The sequence below is a fragment of the Nocardia sp. NPDC058058 genome (assembly GCF_042885355.1).
In the GTDB taxonomy this organism is placed as follows: domain Bacteria; phylum Actinomycetota; class Actinomycetes; order Mycobacteriales; family Mycobacteriaceae; genus Nocardia.
This window is the reverse complement of sequence record NZ_JBHVSA010000001.1, coordinates 1,224,496-1,244,204: the sequence shown is the minus strand read 5'-3', so window position 1 is coordinate 1,244,204 and position 19,709 is coordinate 1,224,496. Positions and strand designations below refer to the sequence as shown.

Sequence of the window (19,709 nt, the reverse complement as noted above, 5' to 3'; positions counted from 1 at the left end):
CATTTCGTGTCGGTACCGCTAGCGATGGGCGTCGTAGATCGCCTGTGCCAGTTCGGATTTGAGCGCCTGGAACTCCGGGGTCGCGGTGACCCGCAGCTCGCGCACGGCGTCCGCGTCATCGCCCGGCAGGTCGATCCGGCGATCCAGGATGACCCGGCCGGGGCGGGCGCTCATGACCAGGACACGGGTGGACAGGAACACGGCCTCTTCCACCGAGTGGGTCACGAAGACGACGGTCTTGCCCGCCTGCCGCCACAGTCGCAGCAGTTCGACCTGCAATCGCTCCCTGGTGAGCTGGTCCAGGGCCCCGAACGGCTCGTCCATGAGGATGATGCGCGGATCGTTGATCAGCACCCGGGCGATCTGCGCGCGCTGCTGCATACCGCCGGACAGCTCATAGGGCCGCTTACCGCCCACATCGCCCAGGCCGACCAGGTCCAGCAGGCGATCGGACTCCGCGCGCCGGGTCCGCTTGTCCACGCCCCGGCACTTGGGTCCGAACTCGATGTTCCCGCGCACCGACAGCCACGGGTACAGCGTCGGGGCCTGGAACACCACACCGCGTTCGGGGCTCGGGCCCGCGATGGGGTCCGCGCCCACCAGCAGCGCGCCGGTGGTCGGGGTGAGGAACCCGCCGAGCAGTTGCAGCAGAGTGGTCTTACCGCAACCGGACGGCCCGACCACGCTCACGAACTCGCCGGGTTCGATGACCAGATCGGTGGGGGACAGCGCCACCGTCGATCCGGTCGCGGTGTCGTAGGTCTTGGACACCTCGCTCAGCACGACCCGATCACGCTGTGCGACAGCGGAACTCACTTGGCGCTCGCCGCCGTCGCGGCATCGGCGTAGACCGCCCCGGCGTACTTCTCCGGTGCGGCCAGACCCTGAATCTCGCCCTGGCTCAACAGGAATTGCGCCGCGCCCTGAAGATCGGAGCCGAGCTGCTTGCCCAGGTAGGGCGCGCCCGCCTGCGTCGCGGCATCGAGGAAGACATAGCCCGGCAGCTGCTTGCGCACCGCGTCCACCGAGATGCCGAGCTGCGCCGCGATGTGTGTGGCCGCGGCCTGCGGATCATTGGCGAGCTGGTGCACCGCCCAGTTCTGCGCGGCCGTCCACACCGTGAGGAACTTCGGATTGGCGCTCACGAAATCGCTGCGCGCACCCTCGAGATCGAAGGTCGGCTTCCCGGACTTGGCGGTCTCGGCGGCGGTGGTGACGGTATGCCCGTTCTTCAGCAATTCGGTCAGCGTCGGCTCCCAGATGAACGCGGCGTCGATACCGCTATCGCGCCATGCGCCGAGAATCGCGTCGGGCGTGAGGTTTACGAGCGTCACATCGCGTTCGATCCCCGCCGCCGCGAGTGCGCCGAGCAGACTGTAATGCGAGGTGCTCGCGAACGGCACCGCGATCTTCTTCCCCCGCAGCCCCGCCACCGAGGTGATCGCCGGATCCTTCACCACCAGCGATTCCGCGGATCCGATCACATCGTGGATCCACACCACCTTCATATCGATATTGAGCGGAGCCGAAATCGCCCGCGCCGCAGCCGCACTCCCGAGCAGTCCCAGATCCAGCGAATTGGACCCGAACGCCTGAATAACCGTCGCCCCCGAGGCGAACTTGCTCCAGGTGATCTTGGCGTTCGGCAGGCAGGTCTCCAACAGCCCGGCGTCCTTCACCACGAGCGCGCCATTGGGAATGTCCTGATACCCCAGTCGCACCGTGCCGGTGAAGGATTCGTCGACGGGTACCGGGCACGCCACCTTGTCGCCGCCCGCGCGTGACTGATCGGTCCGTCCGGACTCCACGCAGCCCGAGAGGGCGGCGGCGAGGACTCCGGCCAGTGCCAATGCGACAAGTTTGCGTTTCATGCTTTGCCTTTCCATGGGACGGCGAGGTCGCCGATCCGCTTGATCGCCGCGTCCAACCCGAGCGCGGTGAGACCGATAACGATGATGCAGGCCATGGTGAGCGCGGTGTCCAGGCGCTGACCGGACAGATAGGCGAGGCCGCCGATGCCGGGAATGCCGTTGTCGAGTTCGGCGGCGACCACTGTGGTCCAGGCGAATCCGATGGCTACGCGGATGCCGCCGATGACCTCGGGGAGGGTGGCGGGCAACAGCACCCGGGTGATCACCTGGCGACGATTCGCGCCCAGGGATCGGGCCGCGTTGATCCGATCGGCCGAAACCCCGTGCACGCCGGTCATTGTCGCGATCACCAGCGGCGGGAACGCGGCCAGGAACAGCAGCCAGATTTTCGAGGTGTCGCCGATGCCGAACCAAACGATGAGCAGGCCGATATAGCCCAGCGGCGGCAGCGCGCGCAGGAAATTCAGGTACGGCTCGACGATGGTGGCCAGCGTGCGCGAGGTGCCCAGCGCGAAACCCACCAGTGGACCCAGGATGACGGCCGCGCCCGCGCCCGCGCCGATGCGCTGCAAACTGGCCAGCAGATGCTCCCAGAGGAAGTAGTTCTGCTCCCCGCGCACCTCGCGCGGCACACCCGGTGCCAGCTCGTGCCAGCTGTTCGCGCGCACGAATGCCCGCCACACCGCCCCGGGCGTCGGCAGGAACTGCTGATCGACGATCCGCGCCGCGCTGATCGCCCACCACAGCACCAGCAGCACGGCCAGCGACAGCACCCGCACCCCGATCCCGCGCAACCGCCCGGCCAGGCCGATTGTCTGCGCCCTACCGAGTTCCACTGTGCGCGTGGCGGTTCGGGTCGCCCCGAGGCTGATCATGCCGCCCGTCCTCCGATACCGTCGCGGTCGGCCACCTCCCGTCGAGGGGCCATAACCGTCCGGCCCGATCCTTTCCCCCGCACGCGGTCCTGCCCAGATACCCGATCACCGTGATTTGAAGTGCGTGCGTCCGGGCGCACGCCGAAGCGAAAGGTGGGCGATCCGCCGCGCGGTGCGCGGGAGCCATTATCCAAGCGTTATCTCGTCACGGCCCGGTGTCGGATGTGGCGGCCTACGCTCCTGTGTATGAGTGTTGTGACCTGGCCGGACGAGGTGGACGAGGTCCTCGGCGGTGACCTGACCTGCGCGCTGGCCTACCTCACTCCGGCGGGCGGTGCCGTGGTCTCGGCGGTCGCACCGATCGGGCTGCGCGATCGGGAGCGGGGCACGGTGGGGTTCACCACCTCGCTGGGATTCGGGCGCAAGTTGGAGCGGATGAAGCGCAATCCGCAAGTGGCGCTTGCCTTCCACTCGCGCAAACACGGCCTGGGCGATTTCTCGAACCAGCGGTACGTGCTCGTGCAGGGTTCGGCGACGTTCGATGTGACGCCGGACCGGGCCACCATGGAGGACATCGGCGAACGGGTCGTGCCGTTCGTGGGCCCGCCCAAACAGGGGCGATTCTGGGACCGGTGGTTGAGCGCCTATTACGCCGACCGGGTCGTGGTCACCGTCGCGGTGCATCGCATCATCGTCTGGCCGGATCTCGAAACCACCTGTGTGCCCGAGGTTTTCGGTGAACCGCTGCCGACCGGGAGTGCGCCCTCGCAGAAGCCACCCGCGGGCGGCACCGTGCCGCGGGTCGAGGTGGACAAGGCCGCGGCCAAGGCCGATCGTCTGCCCTTCCGCCTGCTGTCCTACCGTCAGGCGGACGGTTTCCCGGCCATCGTCCCCGTCGATGTCACCGGGTCCGGCCCCGAAGGCCTGCACCTTGCCATCCCCGCCGGTGCTCCCGGCGGCGGCCGCCGCGCGGGGCTGCTCGCGCACGACTACCGGCCCAAACTGATCGGCCTGGAATCACGTCAGCACACCGGCTGGCTCGAAGCCGACGGCGAGACGGGCACCTACGCCCCACACACCGCCTCCGGTTTCGCCGCGCCCCCGAACAAGACCCTGCTACTGCTCGCGAATGGTTTCCTGGCCCGTCGCGGCCTGAAGAAAGCGCAGCAGGAAGGCCTACTCGACGCGCTGCGCTGACCGAGAGCGCGTCGGGTTCCCGTAAGTCCCCGCTCGGAACGTGCTCGGGCAGTATGGTTTTACATGCTCGCCGGTACGGCCGAAGCGCGGCCCGGGGCGGGCGGGGCGGGTATGGCGACTCGGAGAGCGGTGCTGCGGGCAGGTGTACTGCTGCCCGTGACGGCCGCCTGCGCACCTGGATTCGGGGCGCGCTCCGATGCGGTGCGGATCGCGGTGTCCTGGGGTGGCTCCGAACTCGATGCCTTCGAAAGTGTGCTTACCGCAGTGGATTTCGGGCATCCCACCGAGGTGGTACCGCTCGGGGACGATATCGGCACGGTATTCGGCGCGGGGCGTTCGGCCCCCGATATCGTCATGCTCCCGCAGGCCGGACAGGTGCGCAAACTCGCCGAGGACAAGCGATTACGGGCGCTCGACGATGCGCTGTGGACCGCCGGGGGAGCTGCGGAGTACGCCCCGGGGTGGCAATCGCTGCTGCGAATTCCCGCCGCCGGTAACCGGCTGTACGGGCTGCCGTTCAAACAGGCTTGTAAATCACTCATTTGGTACGACCGGGAGCGGCTGCGGAAGTTGGGCCTGCCGGATCCCGGCACCTGGCCGTTCCGCAGTTGGCCGAATCATATGGATGCGGTATCGGATGCGGGGATGAGCCTGCTCGCACTCGGCGCGGCGGACGGCTGGGTGCTGACCGATTTCTTCGAGAACGTGCTGTGGGCCGAATATCCCGATGTCTATGACCGGCTGGCGAATCCGGCGCTCTGGCTGGACGCGAGCGGGCAGCCGCCCGCCGCCATCGGTTCCGCGCTGCGCGATCTGGCGGCGGTCTGGGGTCATCGGCACGCCTTTCCCGGCGATATCGGCAAGACCCTCACCCGGCAGTTCCCGGACGCGATTCGCGATGTGTTCCAGCGTCATTCGGCGGTCATGGTGGTCGCGCCGGATTTCGCGGAGCCGATCGTGCGGGCCTGCGTCCCGGCCGCCGCACTGGAGAGCACCGTCGGTGTCGCGCCATTCCCCGCGGCAGTCGGTAGGAGCGGTGCGCCGCTGATCGCGGGCGGAGATGTCATGGTGGTGACCAGCTCCGCCAAAGACACCGCGGCGCAACTGGTATCCCTGCTCGCGCAACCGCGCGCCGCGCTGCCCTGGATCAGCCGCTACGGCGGTTTCGTCGCCGCCAATCAGCGCACCCCGCAGGCGTATTCACCGCTGATCGCCCCGGTCGCCGCTCGCTTCCGGGACTGGACCGCTTTCGACCTCGGTGACCGAATCGGTTCCAGCGGTGGTCGTTTCGATCTGTGGCGGGTGCTGACCGATTTCCTCACCGCACTCGATACCGCGGGCATCGATACGGCGGTGCGCGATGCCGTCGCCGCCATCGATGAACTCGAACGCCGGCGGCGCGACTGACACCATGGACGCACTGCATTCGCACGGCCTCGACCTGGAGCTGGCTCCGCGCCGCCTGTCCGGCCCGCTCATTCCCGGCAGGCATCCGCGCAAATGGATCGGCGCGGTCATTCTGCTGCCCGCGCTCGGCCTGATCACGGTCTTCATCGTGGCGCCGTCGCTCTATACCGTCTGGCTCGCGGCGCGGGCGCGGCCCGGGTTGACGCTCGGCTGCGGGTTGCTGGTGCTCGCCGCCATCCCCGCGGCCATCGCGCGAGATATCAAGCGCCGCTTCCCGTCGCTACCGGCGGTGCTGCCGGTGGCGGTCAGCTGGGCCGTCGTGGGGGCCGCCGCCGCGGTCGTGCTGATCGGTCGCGGTCTCACTCCCGACGGTGTGCGCGCGTATCTGTTCACGGTCGGATGGGTGGTCGTCGCGGCGCTGCTGGTGCTGCTGGCGCTGGCCATCGCCTGGTTCACCCGTCGACTCCGCTGGATGTGGCGGCCGCTGATCCTGCCGTTCGGCATTTCGGCGTTCACCGCGGGCATCGCGTTCCGGCTGCTCTTCGATCATCTGACCGAGGACCGCGAACTCGGCGGTGTCATCGCCTATCGCATCGCCTTCGGGGTACTGCTGGTGCTGGCCTTCGCCTGGACCTGGCTCGGCCTGCTCACCGGCCTGTTCCGGGCGGCGCTGCTGGCCATCGACGCCGATGAGGTGCGGGCCGGGGAGCTCTATCAGGAAACCCGGCCGCACTTGGTGTTTCGGCTGCTGCGGCTGGTGCAACCGGTGTGGCTGATCGCCATGCTGGTGGTGGGCGTGGCGGCGGCCCGGGTATTCGATGCCATCCTGGCCTCGGTGCCGCGCTCCATGCAGTATCAGATCGACAGCGCGACCGTGTACTGGTGGCGCACCTCGGCGGCGTGCGGGCCATGGTGCGGTGAGGCCGCCGCCTATGCGCTGCCGCTGGCCGTGGCGCTCGGGCTGGCGGCATTGTGGGCGCAGGCCGGTATTCGCGGGCATCGAATGAGCTGGACCGCGGGCACCCGAATTCCGGAAACCGGCCGGGAGCGAACGGGTTTCGTGCAATGGCTGGCGGTATTGGGGCTGACGTGTGTCTCGTTGCTCCCGATCGGCATCTTGGCGTGGGAGGCGCTCGGCAGCTCCGGGCGGTCGGTGCGCGCGCAGTTGCGTGCGATCGGGCATGACGGGGGACTGTGGCGTGCGCTCGGCATCACCGCGAGTGTGGCGGTGCTGGTCACGCTCATCGTGCTGCTGGTTTCGGTGCAGGTGGCGCATCGGCTGGCCGCGGTGCGTACCGGCATCGGGGCGCGAATCGTGGTGCCCTGCCTGGTGTTTCTCACGGTGCTGCCCGCGCAGATGTACCTGGGACCGCTGCACGATGTGATCAACGCCTGGGGTTTCGCGGGCACCCGGGTGCCATTGATCTTCACCCATGCGGCGGCGGGACTGCCCATCGCGATTCTGATCCTGCGTGGCGCACTGCTCGCGCCCGCCTACACCCCGGCGGCGGACGCGCTCTACGGTCTCGCACCCGCGCGGGTCGTCACCGGCCGGGTGCTGCGGGCGGTCCGTCCGGCGCTCGGCGCGGTGGCCGTGCTCGAGTTCATCCAGGTCTGGAACGACTTCTTCATCGGACTGCTGATCAGCGGTGCGGGCGCGAGCCCGTGGGCGCTGCTGCTGTGGGGCGATACCCGCCAATTCGATCAGAACGCGGCACAGCTCGCGGCCGGTGCGCTGGTGTCGGCGGTGGTGCCGGTGACACTGCTGCTGCTGTTCTGGCGACGTTGGCTGGTGCCCGGGCTGACCGGGGGAGCGGTGCGATGACCTCTTCCCGCGACGCCGATACCAATGTCATCGCGACGCCGAAATCTGGTGTGTTGCAACGCATGCTGGGCGCGATGATGGTACTCGGCACCGGTCTGATCGGTGAGCTCGGCCGGATCTCCATCACCGACGCGTTCAAAGAGAACGTCGTGGTGACGCTGCTGTCCGGCGTTCTGGGCTGGGTACTGATGCCGCTGGTGGTCATTGCCGGTCTGATCCTGGTCTTCCGGGCCACGACGGCGATGGCCGCGGAACATCGGGTGCGAACGGGTGAGCTCCCCGAGCCGGGCGGGCCGTGGCCGGAACCGATCGATCCCGATGAGGACGCCACCCTGAACGGCTATCGCGAGGCCGCGGTGCTGCGGGATCTCCCCGTACGGGATTTCGAGATCGGCATCCTGCTGGACGTGCTGGCGGCCATCGGCACCGCCCGCGCCCGGCTGCCCGCCGGATCCGCCCTGCCGGAACCCCGAACCGGTACCGCCACAGCTATTTCGGCCGAATTGGTGCGGCGCGGGGTACTCGAACAGCTGACCTCGGGCCGCTGCCGAGTGGCCCGGGCACCCGCCGAACCGGATACCGCCGCGGTCCGATCGCTGCCGGAATGGCGCGCGGCCTGCTTCGAACTCATTCGACGCCGGGCCGAACACGCGACGGGATGGGCCGCGGCACTGGATGATCCGGAGCGGTCGACCACGGCGCGGCAGTGGTTCCGGATCGAGGAGCCTCGATTGCGCCGCCTGCTGGAGCGATGCGCCGACACCCCCGAGCTGACGCGGCTGCGCATGGCGGTGCCGCAGCTCGCGGTCATCGCCGATGCGCTCGATTCCTGGTACGCGCGAATCGGCAAGGGCGAGAACGACACCGGCGTCGCGACGGCGATGACCCGAATCACACCGGAACCGCACCGGAGTCTCCCGCCCGGCGGGGGCACGCCACCACCCGCCGACGCGGCCCGGTTCGGGTTCCCGGCGATCGGTGAGCTGGCCCGAATCCGCGCGGACCCCGCGTACACCCCGCCGCGCCGCATCCGCCCGCGCGCACTGCTGACCAACCTGCGCGCCCGCGCCGGGCACCGCTGGGCGCTGGCCGAACTGGATTCCGCCGCACCGGAACTGGACCGCGTCGCCACCGCGCTGGAGGCCGCGTGGTGGCGACTGCCGCGCGAGGACACGGCCGGTGAGGTCTGCGCACTGCTGAATCTGGCGCTGGTGCATCTGCGTCAGGGCCGCCTCGACGCCGCCCGAGATCGCCTGGAACTGGCCGAAACCCTGGCGGAGGACGGGCGGGATCCGGCCGGGCTGGCGCATGTGCACGAGGTGCTCGGCATTCTCGACTGGGCGGCCGGTGCGCCGCGCCGCGCCCTGCGCTGCTGGCAGTCGGCGCTGGGCGAATGGCGCGCCCTGGACGATCGTCTCGGTATCGCGCGCTGTCTCCAGCACCTGGGCTCGGTGGCGGTGCTGGATCCGGATCTCGGAGCGCATCTGCTCGATTCGGCGGGCGACGCCCAAACCGCCGAGGTGCTGCGCCAGTCCACCGGATGGCTGGCGCACGCGCGCGAGCTGTATCCGGAAGCGCGCTTCGCACAGACCTATTCGGATCGAGCGGCGGCCACGCTGCGCGCCGCTCCCGGATCGATGCGCCGCGGGGTGCGACCGCTCCGGCATATCGATCGCTGGCCGCTGCGTCCAGAGGAATCCGATGGTTCGGCCGATGCCGCGGGCGGTCCTACACCGGCTCCGGCATGACCTCCGGTTCGGGCACCGCGACGCGCGCGTCGATGACGAGTCCGAGCACACCGATTGCCAAACAGGCCGCGGTGAGTATCAATTGCCCCGGTGAGGTCTTGCTGGTGAGCGCGTCACCGAGCAGCACGGTGCCGACGGTCCCGGGCAGAATTCCGAGCACGGTCGCGACCAGATACGGCTGCATCCGCACCGAGGACAGGCCCGCGCAGTAGTTCACCACCGAGAAAGGCGCGAAGGCGATGAGCCGCAATGATCCGATCGCCAGCCACCCGCGCCGTGCCAGGCGCGCGTCCACCGCCCGCACCGCCGGATGGGTCAGCCGCGCGCGCACCCGATCCTGATCGAGCGCCCGCACCAGCAGCAATGCCAGCACCGCGCTGAGCGTGGTGGCGGACACCGCCAATGCCAGGCCCTCCCACGGTCCGAACAGCATGCCCGCGCTCAAGGTGAAGATGGTGCGCGGGAACGGTGCCACGCAGACCAGCGTGTGCACCACGAAGAACACCAGCGGCAGCAGCGGCCCGACCGAATCGGCCCAGTCGCGAATCTGCTGGGGCGCGGGATGCGGTGCGAAGGCGGCCAATCCGAACAGCAGCGCGATACCGATCAGCGTCGCCAACACGCGTGGCTGGCGCAGTCGGCCGAGCAATCCGGCCATACCGCTCACTACTTCGCGAATGCCGCCGTCCTCCTCGTGCGCACCATGGGTCGGATGCGGACTTTACCGACCGCGCGCGGCGCGGCTGTGGCTGGCTCGGCAAGGATGGTGATACCCATGCTGAACAGTTCGGATTCGGGTCGGACCCGGGCGGGAAGGGTTATTGGCAACTTGCCAGGTTACTCACTGGTAGTGAGACTCAGTGGACAGGAATCACAGCCATCCCGCTAGCATCAGGGGAAAGACGAGGAATGCTCGTTAACCGAAATGACCTCTGAGCAGTGCGGATGCATTACAAACCGGTCGTTTGGTCAGTGAGTGGAAGAAGGAACAGCAGCTATGCCGATTGCTTCAGACCCGGACGCCGATCCGGTGCCCGGGTACGCCGCCTGGCGCAAGGGTGTTGCCGGAGTGCTGGCCAAGGCCCGCAGGGTCGAGGCCTCGGAACTCCCGGAAGAGCCGGAGAAGCTGCTCGCGGTCACCACCTATGACGGTCTTACCGTCAACCCCCTCTACACCCGTCGCGATGAGCTGCCCGAGCAGCCGCTGCCGGGCGCCTTCCCGTTCGTGCGCGGCGGTGACGCCACGCGCGATGTGCACCGCGGCTGGTTCGTCAGCCAGCGGTTCGGGGGATCCGACGGGGCCACTGTAAACCGGAGCATCCTGGACGCGCTGGAAAATGGCGTGAGTGCGGTATGGCTCGGTGTCGCGGACCGCGGCGTCCCGGTGGCGGAGATTCCCGCCGCGTTGAACGGACTGCTGTTCGAGCTCGCCCCCCTCGCGCTGGACGCCGGTCCGGCCGCCGCCGAGGCTGCGGCGCAACTGTTCTCGGTACTCGACGGCTACGACGTGGCCGACCGCACCGGAATTCGGGTCTCGCTCGGCGCGACTCCGCTGACCAGCCTGTTCGCCGGTTCCTCCGCCATCGATCTGGACGGGGCCATCGCCCTGGCGCAGCAGGCGGTGGCGCGGCCGGAGAATATTCGCGCGATCACCGTGTGCGGCATCGCATTCCACAACGCGGGTGCTTCCGCCGCGCAGGAGCTCGGTGCGGCCGTGGCCGCGGGTCTCGAATACCTGCGCGCGCTCACCGATGCGGGCGCCGATATCGCCGATGCGCTGGATCAGCTCGGCTTCCGCTTCGCGGCGACCGACGACCAGTTCGAGTCGATCGCCAAATTCCGTGCGGCCCGCCGTCTTTGGGCGCGCGTGGCGCAGGTCGTGGGCGCACCCGACTACGGCAACGCCCCGCAGCAGGCGGTCACCTCCGCCGCCATGATGACCCAGCGTGATCCGTGGGTGAACATGCTGCGCACCACCCTGGCCGCGTTCGGCGCGGGCGTCGGTGGCGCGGATGTCGTCACCGTGCTGCCCTTCGACGATGCGCTGCCCGCCGGGGAACTCCGTGTCTCGCAGGCGTTCACCGAGCGCATGGCGCGCAATACCCAGCTGCTGCTGCTCGAGGAATCGCACCTCGGGCACGTGCAGGATCCGGGTGCGGGCTCCTGGTACGTCGAATCGCTCACCGATGAACTCGCCGCCAAGGCGTGGGAGTTCATGCAGGAGATCGAGGCGGCCGGTGGCTACCTCGCTGCTTTGCAGGCCGGTCTGCTCGCCGAGCGTATCGAGGCGACCCGTGCCAAGCGCGATTCCGATGTGGCGCACCGCAAGACGGCCGTCACCGGTGTCAACGAATTCCCGAATCTGAACGAGGAGCCGCTGTCCGAGGCGGCCCGCGCGGCCAGCCCGATCGCCCGCTACGGCGCGGCGTTCGAGGCGCTGCGCAATCGCTCCGACGCCTACCTGGCAGCCAATGGCGCACGACCCAAGGCGCTGCTGGTGCCGCTGGGCCCGGTGTCGGAGAACAATGTGCGCGTCACCTTCAGTGCGAACGTGCTGGCCTCGGGCGGAATCGAACCGATCAACCCGGGCGTGCTGAGCGCGGACGGAATCGGCGCGGCGGCAACCGAATCCGGTGTCTCGATCGCGGTGCTGTGTGGTTCGGACCCGCGCTACGGCACCGATGCCGCCGCCGCGGTCGACGCCCTGCGCGCGGCCGGTGTCAGCACCGTGCTGCTGGCCGGAGCCGAGAAAGCGGTGGCGGACCTGACCGGCGCACAGCGTCCGGACGGATTCCTGACGGCGCGGATGGATGCGGTGACGGCGCTGTCCGGCCTGCTGGAGAAGCTGGGAGCATAGAGATGAGCGATATCAAGCATCTGATCGGCAATTTCGCCGAGGTTCCGCTGGGGGAGCCCGATACCGCCCCCGTCGAGGCCGCGCAGGTCGAGGAGTTCGTGGCAGCGGCCGCGTCCGCCAATCACTATGCGCCCGAACAGCTCACCTGGGCGACGCCCGAAGGCATCGACGTGCCACCGGTATTCACCAGGGCGGACCGCGATGCCATTGTGGCCGAGGGATATCCGCTGGATACGGTGCCGGGAATTCAGCCGTTCCTGCGGGGTCCGTACCCGACCATGTACGTGAATCAGCCGTGGACGATTCGCCAGTACGCGGGTTTCTCCACCGCCGCTGACTCGAACGCCTTCTACCGCCGCAACCTGGCCTCGGGTCAGAAGGGTCTGTCGGTCGCGTTCGACCTGGCCACGCACCGCGGTTACGACTCCGATCATCCGCGCGTGACCGGTGACGTCGGTATGGCCGGTGTGGCCATCGACTCCATCCTGGACATGCGCGAACTGTTCGATCAGATTCCGCTGGACCAGGTTTCGGTGTCGATGACCATGAACGGCGCGGTGCTGCCGATTCTGGCGCTGTACGTCGTCGCCGCCGAAGAGCAAGGTGTCAAGCCCGAACAGCTGGCCGGAACCATTCAGAACGACATTCTGAAAGAGTTCATGGTCCGCAACACCTACATCTATCCGCCGAAGCCGTCGATGCGGATCATCTCCGACATCTTCGCCTACACCTCGGCCAAGATGCCCAAGTTCAACTCGATCTCCATCTCCGGCTACCACATTCAGGAAGCGGGGGCCACGGCCGATCTGGAGCTGGCGTACACCCTCGCCGACGGTGTGGAGTACATCCGGGCCGGTATCGAAGCAGGCATGGAGGTCGACAAGTTCGCGCCGCGACTGTCGTTCTTCTGGGCCATCGGCATGAACTTCTTCATGGAGGTCGCCAAACTCCGTGCGGGACGGCTGCTCTGGAGTGAACTGGTCGCCAAGTTCGAGCCCAAGAGCGCGAAATCGCTGTCGCTGCGCACCCATTCGCAGACCTCGGGCTGGTCGCTGACCGCGCAGGACGTGTTCAACAATGTGGCGCGCACCTGTGTCGAGGCCATGGCCGCGACCCAGGGGCACACCCAGTCGCTGCACACCAACGCACTTGACGAGGCGCTGGCGCTGCCGACCGACTTCTCCGCTCGAATCGCGCGTAATACCCAGCTGCTGATCCAGCAGGAGTCCAACACCACGCGGCCGATCGATCCGTGGGGCGGCTCGTACTATGTGGAGTGGCTGACCCATCAGCTCGCCGAGCGCGCACGTGCGCATATCGCCGAGGTGGAGGCGCACGGCGGTATGGCGCAGGCGATTTCGGAAGGCATTCCGAAGCTGCGCATCGAAGAGGCCGCGGCCCGTACCCAGGCGCGCATCGATACCGGCCAGCAGGCCGTCATCGGCGTGAACAAGTATCAGGCCGAAGAGGACCAGGAGATCGAGGTCCTCAAGGTCGAGAACTCGCGTGTGCGCGCCGAGCAGAACGAGAAGCTGGTGCGTCTGCGCGCCGAGCGCGATACCGCCGAATGCGAGCGGGCACTGGCCGAATTGACCCGTGCCGCAGCCTCTTCCGAAGGCGGTATGGAGAACAACCTGATGGCGCTGGCCATCGCGGCCGCGCGCGCCAAGGCCACCGTCGGTGAGATCTCCGACGCGCTGGAGAAGGTGTACGGCCGCCATCAGGCCGAAATCCGTACGCTCTCCGGTGTTTACCGCGAGGAGGCCGGCAAGGTGAGCAATATCAGCAAGGCGATCGAGCTCGTCGACGAGTTCGCCGAGGCCGAAGGCCGTCGTCCCCGCATCCTGGTCTGCAAGATGGGTCAGGACGGGCACGACCGCGGTCAGAAGGTGATCGCGACCGCGTTCGCCGACCTCGGCATGGACGTCGATGTGGGCCCGCTGTTCCAGACCCCCGAAGAAGTGGCCCAGCAGGCCGCCGACAATGACGTGCACATTGTCGGCGTCTCCTCGCTGGCGGCGGGCCATCTCACGCTGGTGCCCGCCCTGCGGCAGGCACTGGCCGATGTCGGCCGGTCCGACATCATGGTCGTGGTCGGCGGCGTCATCCCGCCCGGCGACTTCGCCGAACTGTACGAGGCCGGTGCGGCCGCGATCTTCGCGCCCGGCACCGTGATCGCCGATGCCGCAATCGATCTGATCAAGAAACTGGCCGATGCACTGGGCCATGAGATCGGCACCGGCGCGGCCGAATGAGTGACGCCGTGCGTGCCGCGGGTGACCCTCACCCGCGGCTGGGCACCACCGCCGGGGTCCGTGGCGTCGGCGGCCCCCAGGCCGCGGCTCGCGGTGTGAAGCGGGCCGTCGATGTCGATCAGCTGGCGGAGCAGGTGCGGGCGGGGGAGCGAGCCGGGCTGGCGCGCGCCATCACCCTGGTCGAATCCACCCGCAGCGATCATCGTGAACTGGCGCAGCAGCTGCTGCTGCGCCTGACGCCCGGCACGGACGCGGTGGTGTCCAATCGGGTTGGGATCACCGGTGTTCCGGGTGTGGGCAAGTCGACGTTCATCGACTCGCTGGGTATGTCGCTGATCGAACAGGGGCATCGGGTGGCGGTGCTGGCGGTGGACCCGTCCTCCACCCGCACCGGTGGTTCGATTCTGGGCGATAAGACCCGGATGGCGCGACTCGCGGTGGAGCGCAACGCTTTCATTCGCCCGTCGCCCACCGCGGGCACGCTCGGCGGTGTCGCCAAGGCGACTCGCGAGACGATCGTGCTGCTGGAAGCGGCGGGGTACGACGTGATCCTGGTCGAGACGGTCGGCGTGGGTCAGTCCGAGGTCACGGTCGCCAATATGGTCGACGTCTTCTGCTTCCTGACCCTGGCTCGTACCGGAGATCAGTTGCAGGGCATCAAGAAAGGCGTGCTGGAGCTGGCCGACCTGGTCGCGGTCAACAAGGCCGACGGCAAGCATGAGCTGGAAGCCAAGGCGGCCGCTCGCGAGCTGGCCGGGGCCATGCGCCTCATCCACCCGCGCGATTCGCTGTGGCACCCACCGGTAATCACCATGAGCGGCCTGAACGGCGTTGGCCTGGACAAGTTCTGGGACACCGTCCTCACCCACCGCAAGGTTCTCACCGAGGCGGGCGAATTCGCCGAGAAGCGCCGGCGCCAGCAGATCGACTGGACCTGGACCATGGTCAACGACAGCCTGCTGCGCCGCCTGTCGGACAACCCGAACGTGAAATCCGTTCGCGCTCAGGTGGAATCCCAGGTCCGCGCGGGCTCACTGACCCCTGCCCTGGCCGCCGAAGAACTCCTGCGCGCCTTCGACGAGCACTGATGACCCTCAGGGAGTACCGATGACCATCACGAATGAGCGCCGATGACCATCGTCCCCGGCACTCTCGCCGACGCCGAAGCGGTCGCCACCCTCCACACCGAGAGCTGGCGCACCGCCTACGCGGACATCATGCCCGCCGACTACCTCAACGGCCCGCTCTACGAAGAGCGCCTGGCCCTGTGGCAGCACCGCCTGACCACGCCCACCCCCGGCGCGGCCCTATTCGTCGCCACGGACGCGGCCACCTTGACGGACGCGGCTACCTTGACCGGATTCGTCTACCTCACACCACAATCCGACGGCCGCATCCTCCTGGACAACCTCCACGTCCGCCCCACCCTCAAACGCTCGGGCACCGGCACCCGCCTCCTGACCCACGCCCAAACCTGGGTCACCACCGAACACCCCGGCCGCACCCTCTACCTCGAAGTCCTCGAAGCCAACACCCCGGCCATAGCGTTCTACGAACGCCACGGCGGCAAACGCACCGACCGCCGCCCCGCCCACTTCCCCCAGGGCTTCACCCTCACCGAACTCGAATACACCTGGCTCCCCGCCTAGGCTGTCCGCCATGCTCGACCCCGCACCCACCTCCCCAAACCTCACCGACCACGCCCGCATCCCCGCGGCCCTGCGCTTCACCACCGAACTCATCGCCTGGATCGCAACCCCCTGGGCCCTCGCCCAACACTCGATAGCCCTGGCCATCCTCTCCGTGGTCGTGCTCATCGGCCTGCCAACCCTGTTCTCCACGCCCGGCGACAAGAAGCAAACCCTCATCCCGGTTCCGGGCATCGCGACAATCGCCCTGGTCGTGCTGCAACTCGTCGCAGCGGTCGTCAGCGTGTGGTTCGCCTGGTATCCGTGGCTCGCTGTCGTCGTGACCGTATTGGCATGTGCCACGGTCTTCGCTGAACTTCCGCGCTGGCGCTGGTTGCTGCGCGCGCCAGGCGGCTCGAAGGGATAACTTCACCGGACCTCGCCGGTATCCGGGATCGAAGCCCTCGGAGAGAATCTCGGTGGCCGCCGGGCAGCGCCTCGGCAAGGATGTGTGCGTGCGCGTGCTGGCGGAGTTGGATCGGATCACCGAGGAACAGGATCGGTCGGCGACGTTCGAATTGATTCGGACGCTGACCGATCATGGTGTCGGAGAATCGGAGCGCGAGCGGATCGGCTATGCGCTCGCCCGGCTCAGTGACCCGCGCTCGGTGACACCGCTGACCGGTATCGCGCGCGACCGCGATCGGCCGGACGAGGTGCGCAAAGCAGCGCTGTGGGCGCTGGAGGGTTCGGAGATATTTCCCGTCGAGACCCTGCGCGACTGGTGGGATACCGGTGACGATGTGGTGCGCGGTTGTGTGCTGCGGCAGGTTACGCGCGGCGAGGCGGATCTGGTCGAACCGATCCTGAACGACCCCGCCCACCCGCTGCACCGGGACGCACTCGTGGGAATCGGGGTCACTTTCGAAGAACCGCGCTGGCAGCGATACCAGATCGCCGCGCTGGACCACTCCGACCCGGCGGTGCGCCGGACGGCCGCCTATCACCTCGGCTGGGATGAGCCGGTGGCTGCCGAATCGGCGCTACATCGAGTGGCGGTGAACGACAGCTCGGTCGAGGCTGCTTGTGCCGCAATCGATTCGCTGCGGTATTACGCCAGCAGGGCCACGCTGCGGCTGTTGCACGAACTGGCCCGAGGTGATGACGAACGAGCGACGGAAGCGCGTGCCGCCGCTGCCGGACTGCTCAGTGATTTCGAGGATGACCGGGCAGGCATCGGCGAGTGGCTCACACCGGTCGCCGACTTGCTCGCCTCGCCGGAGATCGGCACCGTAACCGAAATCGACACCGCGCCTGCGCGATCCGGTGCGCCACGATCAAAGCCCCACATGCCCTCGGCAGCGGAGCTCTTTGGCCTGTTCTCTGATCCGGACGGCCCGTGGGAGCCGAAACTCGCTGTGCTGCGCAGGCATATGCTCGGCACCAGTTGGAACGCCATGCCCGAGGCCGACCGTCCCGGACTCGCCGCGTTTCTATCAGGTCATCCCGACCCGCAGGTGCGTGCACTGTGCTGCTGGGTGGTGTCGAATTGGGACGCGGTGGATGTGCTGCTCGCACTGGCTCACGACCCGGATCCAAATGTTCGGCAATCTGCGATCTACACCCTGCGATACATGCCATCGTCGCCTGAGATCGCAACGCTCACATGGGACTTGATCACCTCTGGTGAAGTCGCCGGTACTCGAGGGCAAGAAGCATTGGTCACCTGCGCTGCACACACTCCACCCGGCGAACTCGATGACCGGTTGATCGACTTGGCTCGCAGCGACCTTCGGGAGAGCATTCGTGCCGAGGCGATAACCCTCCTCGGGGATAACGTGGAATCGCTGCTGTATTTACTCTCCGAGCCGCCCCTGCTTACGTGGGCGGTGCACACCCGGCTGCTGGGTGCGTGCCGCGGCGCGGGCCTGCGGCCGTCAGCGGTGAGTGACCTTCGGGATGCCGACAACCGTTATGTGGCACGGGCTCTCGCGAACCTGGACTCCCGATGAACCTCGTGGCGTGAACCAGGTTCGCTAGTCGGCTGATTCGGGTCCGCTGTCGGCGGACGCGGTCAACCGAACGGCGAGGGCGCGCACCGCGTCGTTGAGTTCGGCCGGGTGTTCGATGACGAATGGGCGGTCCAGACTCGCCAGGAGCGGTGGAATCCAGTCGAGTCGCTCGGCTCGGATGCGCACCCGGACCCACGGTTCGGCATCTGCGCGTGGCGAATCGGCTTCGTGCACGGTCGCGATCGTCTCGGGAAGGAGCGGGCGGATCTGAGCGGGCGCACCTTGCATCAGAATCGATACATCGTGCCGGTACGGCGCTGTCGCCAGGGCGGCGAGTAGATGGGCGCTCGGCTCGAATTCGGCCGGGGGAGTGAAGGTTTTGGATAGCACGGTGGCGTTGGCGATGCGATCGAGCCGGAACTGGCGCATGTCATCGCTGCGACCGTCCCTCCCGGCCAGGTACCAGCGGTCGGCATGCGCGACCAGCCCGTAAGGGTGCACGGTTCGTTCGCTGTGTCGTCCGTTGCGATCGGTGTATGTGATTGCGAGCGTTCGGTGTTCGCGCGTTGCCTCGGCGAGGCGAAGGAGCACGGTCGTGTCCACCGCGACTTCTGGACGGTCGTCGGCCGTGAATTCGACGGTGTGGATCAGCGCTTCCAAGCGGGTGGTCAGGCGTGCGGGCAGGACCCTGCGGAGTTTGGCGGTGGCGCTCTCCACGGCGTGGGCGGCCGTCGATCCGCTGCGGCTGGTGAGCAGCCCGAGCAATACGGCCACCGCTTCGTCATCGGTCAGCATCAGGGGTGGCATTCGATACCCGGGAGCGAGTCGATAGCCGCCGTAGCGGCCGCGCACTGATCGGATCGGGATATCCAGGTCGGTCAGATGGGTGACGTATCGCCTGACGGTGCGCTCATCGACCCCGAGCCGCCCGGCGAGCGCGCCGACGGTGTGGGTGCCGCCGGTCTGCAAAAGCTCCAGCAGTGCGAGCACACGGGCGGTAGGCCGAGTCATCGGGAAATTCTCTCATCGATACCGGGCGGAATCTGTCCGGTATACCTTCTACCGTGGCCTTCGACGGCGCACCCGCCGCGCGAATTCCGACCACGGGAGTACCCGATGAACCTCGTCTCGATCCGCCTGATCACCGACAACATCCACCAGCTGGTCACCTTCTACGAACACCTGACCGGCATCGAACCGACCTGGAGCACCCCCGACTTCGCCGAACTCACCACCCCCTCCGCCACCCTCGCGATCGGCAGCACCCGCACGGTCCCCCTCTTCGCCCCCGGCAGCGCCCGCCCCGCCGACAACCACACCGCCATCATCGAATTCCACGTCCCCGATGTCGACGCCACCTACACGCGCCTACGCGCCACGGTCACCGATTTCGTCAACGAGCCGACCACCATGCCCTGGGGCAACCGCTCCCTCCTGCTCCGAGACCCCGACGGCAACCTGATCAACCTCTTCACCCCGATCACCGAGCAAGCTCTCGCAAAATTCGCCTGAACGGCGTCACCGTGATCACGTCGAGTTCCCGCACCAAGGTCCCGGGCATCTCCTCCCCACCGAAATGCTCGACACTCGGCACGATCACGGCCTCCGCATCCAACCGAGTCGCCTGTGCCTTCAACCGAGCGAATGGCGGCCGCCCGAACTTCGGGTCATAGATCACCATATCGGCGAAGTCATAGCCCAGCCGCTCCGCGAGCCTACGGATCCGGCTCTGATCCCAAACCTGCGCCGCTCCGGACACATCGGTCCGCAGATAGCCCAAACACGTTGGCCTGTAATGCATTTCCGTGGTTCCTCTAGTCGATTCGCGGTGGTCGTCCTGTACGAACTGGGAGAGTTCCAGGTAGACCCCCGAGCAATCCTCAGACGCCTCCCCGGCTCGAAGTTCCAGAACACCGCCGGGGAATCTGAAGGCTCCGGTACCTCGGTTCATCGGTGCTCCCTCACTGGTCGAATGCGAGCCGCTCGTTCACGACGAGCAAACCGCAGTGCTTGCGAGGCAAGAAAGATGGCAAG

17 protein-coding genes are annotated in these 19,709 nt (G+C 67.7%); 11 read left to right on the top strand and 6 right to left on the bottom strand.

From position 1 onward, the window contains the following. Positions 1–18: 18 nt before the first annotated feature. Genes ACFVUS_RS05705 through ACFVUS_RS05695 form a run of 3 tightly spaced genes read right to left on the bottom strand, consistent with a single transcriptional unit; the run spans position 19 to position 2,746 of the window. The gene (locus ACFVUS_RS05705; RefSeq protein ID WP_387761990.1) at positions 19–816 is read right to left on the bottom strand and encodes an ABC transporter ATP-binding protein; all 798 of its coding nucleotides are present in this window, start codon (positions 814–816) and stop codon (positions 19–21) included. After that, positions 813–1,871: an ABC transporter substrate-binding protein gene (locus tag ACFVUS_RS05700; protein ID WP_387761989.1), complete on the bottom strand. Its 1,059-nt coding sequence runs from the start codon at positions 1,869–1,871 to the stop codon at positions 813–815. Before ACFVUS_RS05700 ends, ACFVUS_RS05705 begins: the two co-directional genes overlap by 4 nt. Beyond that, positions 1,868–2,746, bottom strand: a complete 879-nt coding sequence (locus tag ACFVUS_RS05695; protein WP_387761988.1) for an ABC transporter permease — start codon at positions 2,744–2,746, stop codon at positions 1,868–1,870. Before ACFVUS_RS05695 ends, ACFVUS_RS05700 begins: the two co-directional genes overlap by 4 nt. A 246-nt stretch (positions 2,747–2,992) precedes the next feature. Here ACFVUS_RS05695 and ACFVUS_RS05690 point away from each other — a divergent pair, with 246 nt between their 5' ends. The 4 genes from ACFVUS_RS05690 (at position 2,993) to ACFVUS_RS05675 (ending at position 8,923) form a co-directional block, all read left to right on the top strand. After that, positions 2,993–3,943 carry a pyridoxamine 5'-phosphate oxidase family protein gene (locus ACFVUS_RS05690; protein ID WP_387761987.1) on the top strand — a complete coding sequence of 317 codons (951 nt, stop codon included), beginning with the start codon at positions 2,993–2,995 and terminating at the stop codon, positions 3,941–3,943. Positions 3,944–4,006: 63 nt separating this feature from the next. Continuing rightward, positions 4,007–5,350 (top strand): ABC transporter substrate-binding protein, encoded by a 1,344-nt coding sequence (locus ACFVUS_RS05685; protein WP_387761986.1) that lies wholly within the window; start codon positions 4,007–4,009, stop codon positions 5,348–5,350. Further along, complete coding sequence (locus ACFVUS_RS05680) at positions 5,322–7,175, top strand: hypothetical protein (RefSeq protein WP_387761985.1); 1,854 nt, start codon at positions 5,322–5,324, stop codon at positions 7,173–7,175. The genes ACFVUS_RS05685 and ACFVUS_RS05680 overlap by 29 nt, the downstream gene beginning before the upstream one ends. Beyond that, a complete protein-coding gene (locus ACFVUS_RS05675; RefSeq protein WP_387761984.1) occupies positions 7,172–8,923 on the top strand; it encodes a hypothetical protein in 1,752 nt (583 codons plus the stop codon). The genes ACFVUS_RS05680 and ACFVUS_RS05675 overlap by 4 nt, the downstream gene beginning before the upstream one ends. Here the strand turns inward: ACFVUS_RS05675 and ACFVUS_RS05670 are convergent. After that, entirely contained in the window at positions 8,904–9,581 is a 678-nt protein-coding gene (locus ACFVUS_RS05670; protein WP_387761983.1) for a TVP38/TMEM64 family protein, read from the bottom strand. The genes ACFVUS_RS05675 and ACFVUS_RS05670 overlap by 20 nt on opposite strands. A 339-nt stretch (positions 9,582–9,920) precedes the next feature. Between ACFVUS_RS05670 and ACFVUS_RS05665 the strand changes: the two genes are divergently transcribed. From ACFVUS_RS05665 to ACFVUS_RS05640, 6 genes are read left to right on the top strand one after another with little or no spacing between them, the layout of a single operon-like run. Then, the gene (locus tag ACFVUS_RS05665) at positions 9,921–11,780 is read left to right on the top strand and encodes a methylmalonyl-CoA mutase family protein (protein WP_387761982.1); all 1,860 of its coding nucleotides are present in this window, start codon (positions 9,921–9,923) and stop codon (positions 11,778–11,780) included. A 2-nt stretch (positions 11,781–11,782) separates the two neighbouring features. Then, entirely contained in the window at positions 11,783–14,035 is a 2,253-nt protein-coding gene (gene scpA / locus ACFVUS_RS05660) for a methylmalonyl-CoA mutase (RefSeq protein WP_387761981.1), read from the top strand. Then, entirely contained in the window at positions 14,032–15,123 is a 1,092-nt protein-coding gene (meaB, locus tag ACFVUS_RS05655; protein ID WP_387761980.1) for a methylmalonyl Co-A mutase-associated GTPase MeaB, read from the top strand. Before scpA ends, meaB begins: the two co-directional genes overlap by 4 nt. Positions 15,124–15,165: 42 nt before the next feature. Continuing rightward, positions 15,166–15,684 carry a GNAT family N-acetyltransferase gene (locus ACFVUS_RS05650; protein WP_387761979.1) on the top strand — a complete coding sequence of 173 codons (519 nt, stop codon included), beginning with the start codon at positions 15,166–15,168 and terminating at the stop codon, positions 15,682–15,684. A gap of 10 nt (positions 15,685–15,694) precedes the next feature. Beyond that, positions 15,695–16,090 carry a hypothetical protein gene (locus tag ACFVUS_RS05645; RefSeq protein ID WP_387761978.1) on the top strand — a complete coding sequence of 132 codons (396 nt, stop codon included), beginning with the start codon at positions 15,695–15,697 and terminating at the stop codon, positions 16,088–16,090. A gap of 52 nt (positions 16,091–16,142) precedes the next feature. Beyond that, positions 16,143–17,675, top strand: a complete 1,533-nt coding sequence (locus tag ACFVUS_RS05640; RefSeq protein WP_387761977.1) for a HEAT repeat domain-containing protein — start codon at positions 16,143–16,145, stop codon at positions 17,673–17,675. 24 nt (positions 17,676–17,699) lie between these two features. Here ACFVUS_RS05640 and ACFVUS_RS05635 read toward each other — a convergent pair whose 3' ends face one another. Then, a complete protein-coding gene (locus tag ACFVUS_RS05635; protein ID WP_387761976.1) occupies positions 17,700–18,686 on the bottom strand; it encodes a helix-turn-helix transcriptional regulator in 987 nt (328 codons plus the stop codon). Positions 18,687–18,791: 105 nt separating this feature from the next. Between ACFVUS_RS05635 and ACFVUS_RS05630 the strand changes: the two genes are divergently transcribed. After that, positions 18,792–19,187 carry a VOC family protein gene (locus tag ACFVUS_RS05630; RefSeq protein WP_387761975.1) on the top strand — a complete coding sequence of 132 codons (396 nt, stop codon included), beginning with the start codon at positions 18,792–18,794 and terminating at the stop codon, positions 19,185–19,187. Here ACFVUS_RS05630 and ACFVUS_RS05625 read toward each other — a convergent pair. Continuing rightward, positions 19,156–19,626 (bottom strand): hypothetical protein, encoded by a 471-nt coding sequence (locus ACFVUS_RS05625; RefSeq protein WP_387761974.1) that lies wholly within the window; start codon positions 19,624–19,626, stop codon positions 19,156–19,158. The genes ACFVUS_RS05630 and ACFVUS_RS05625 overlap by 32 nt on opposite strands. Positions 19,627–19,709 lie beyond the last annotated feature (83 nt).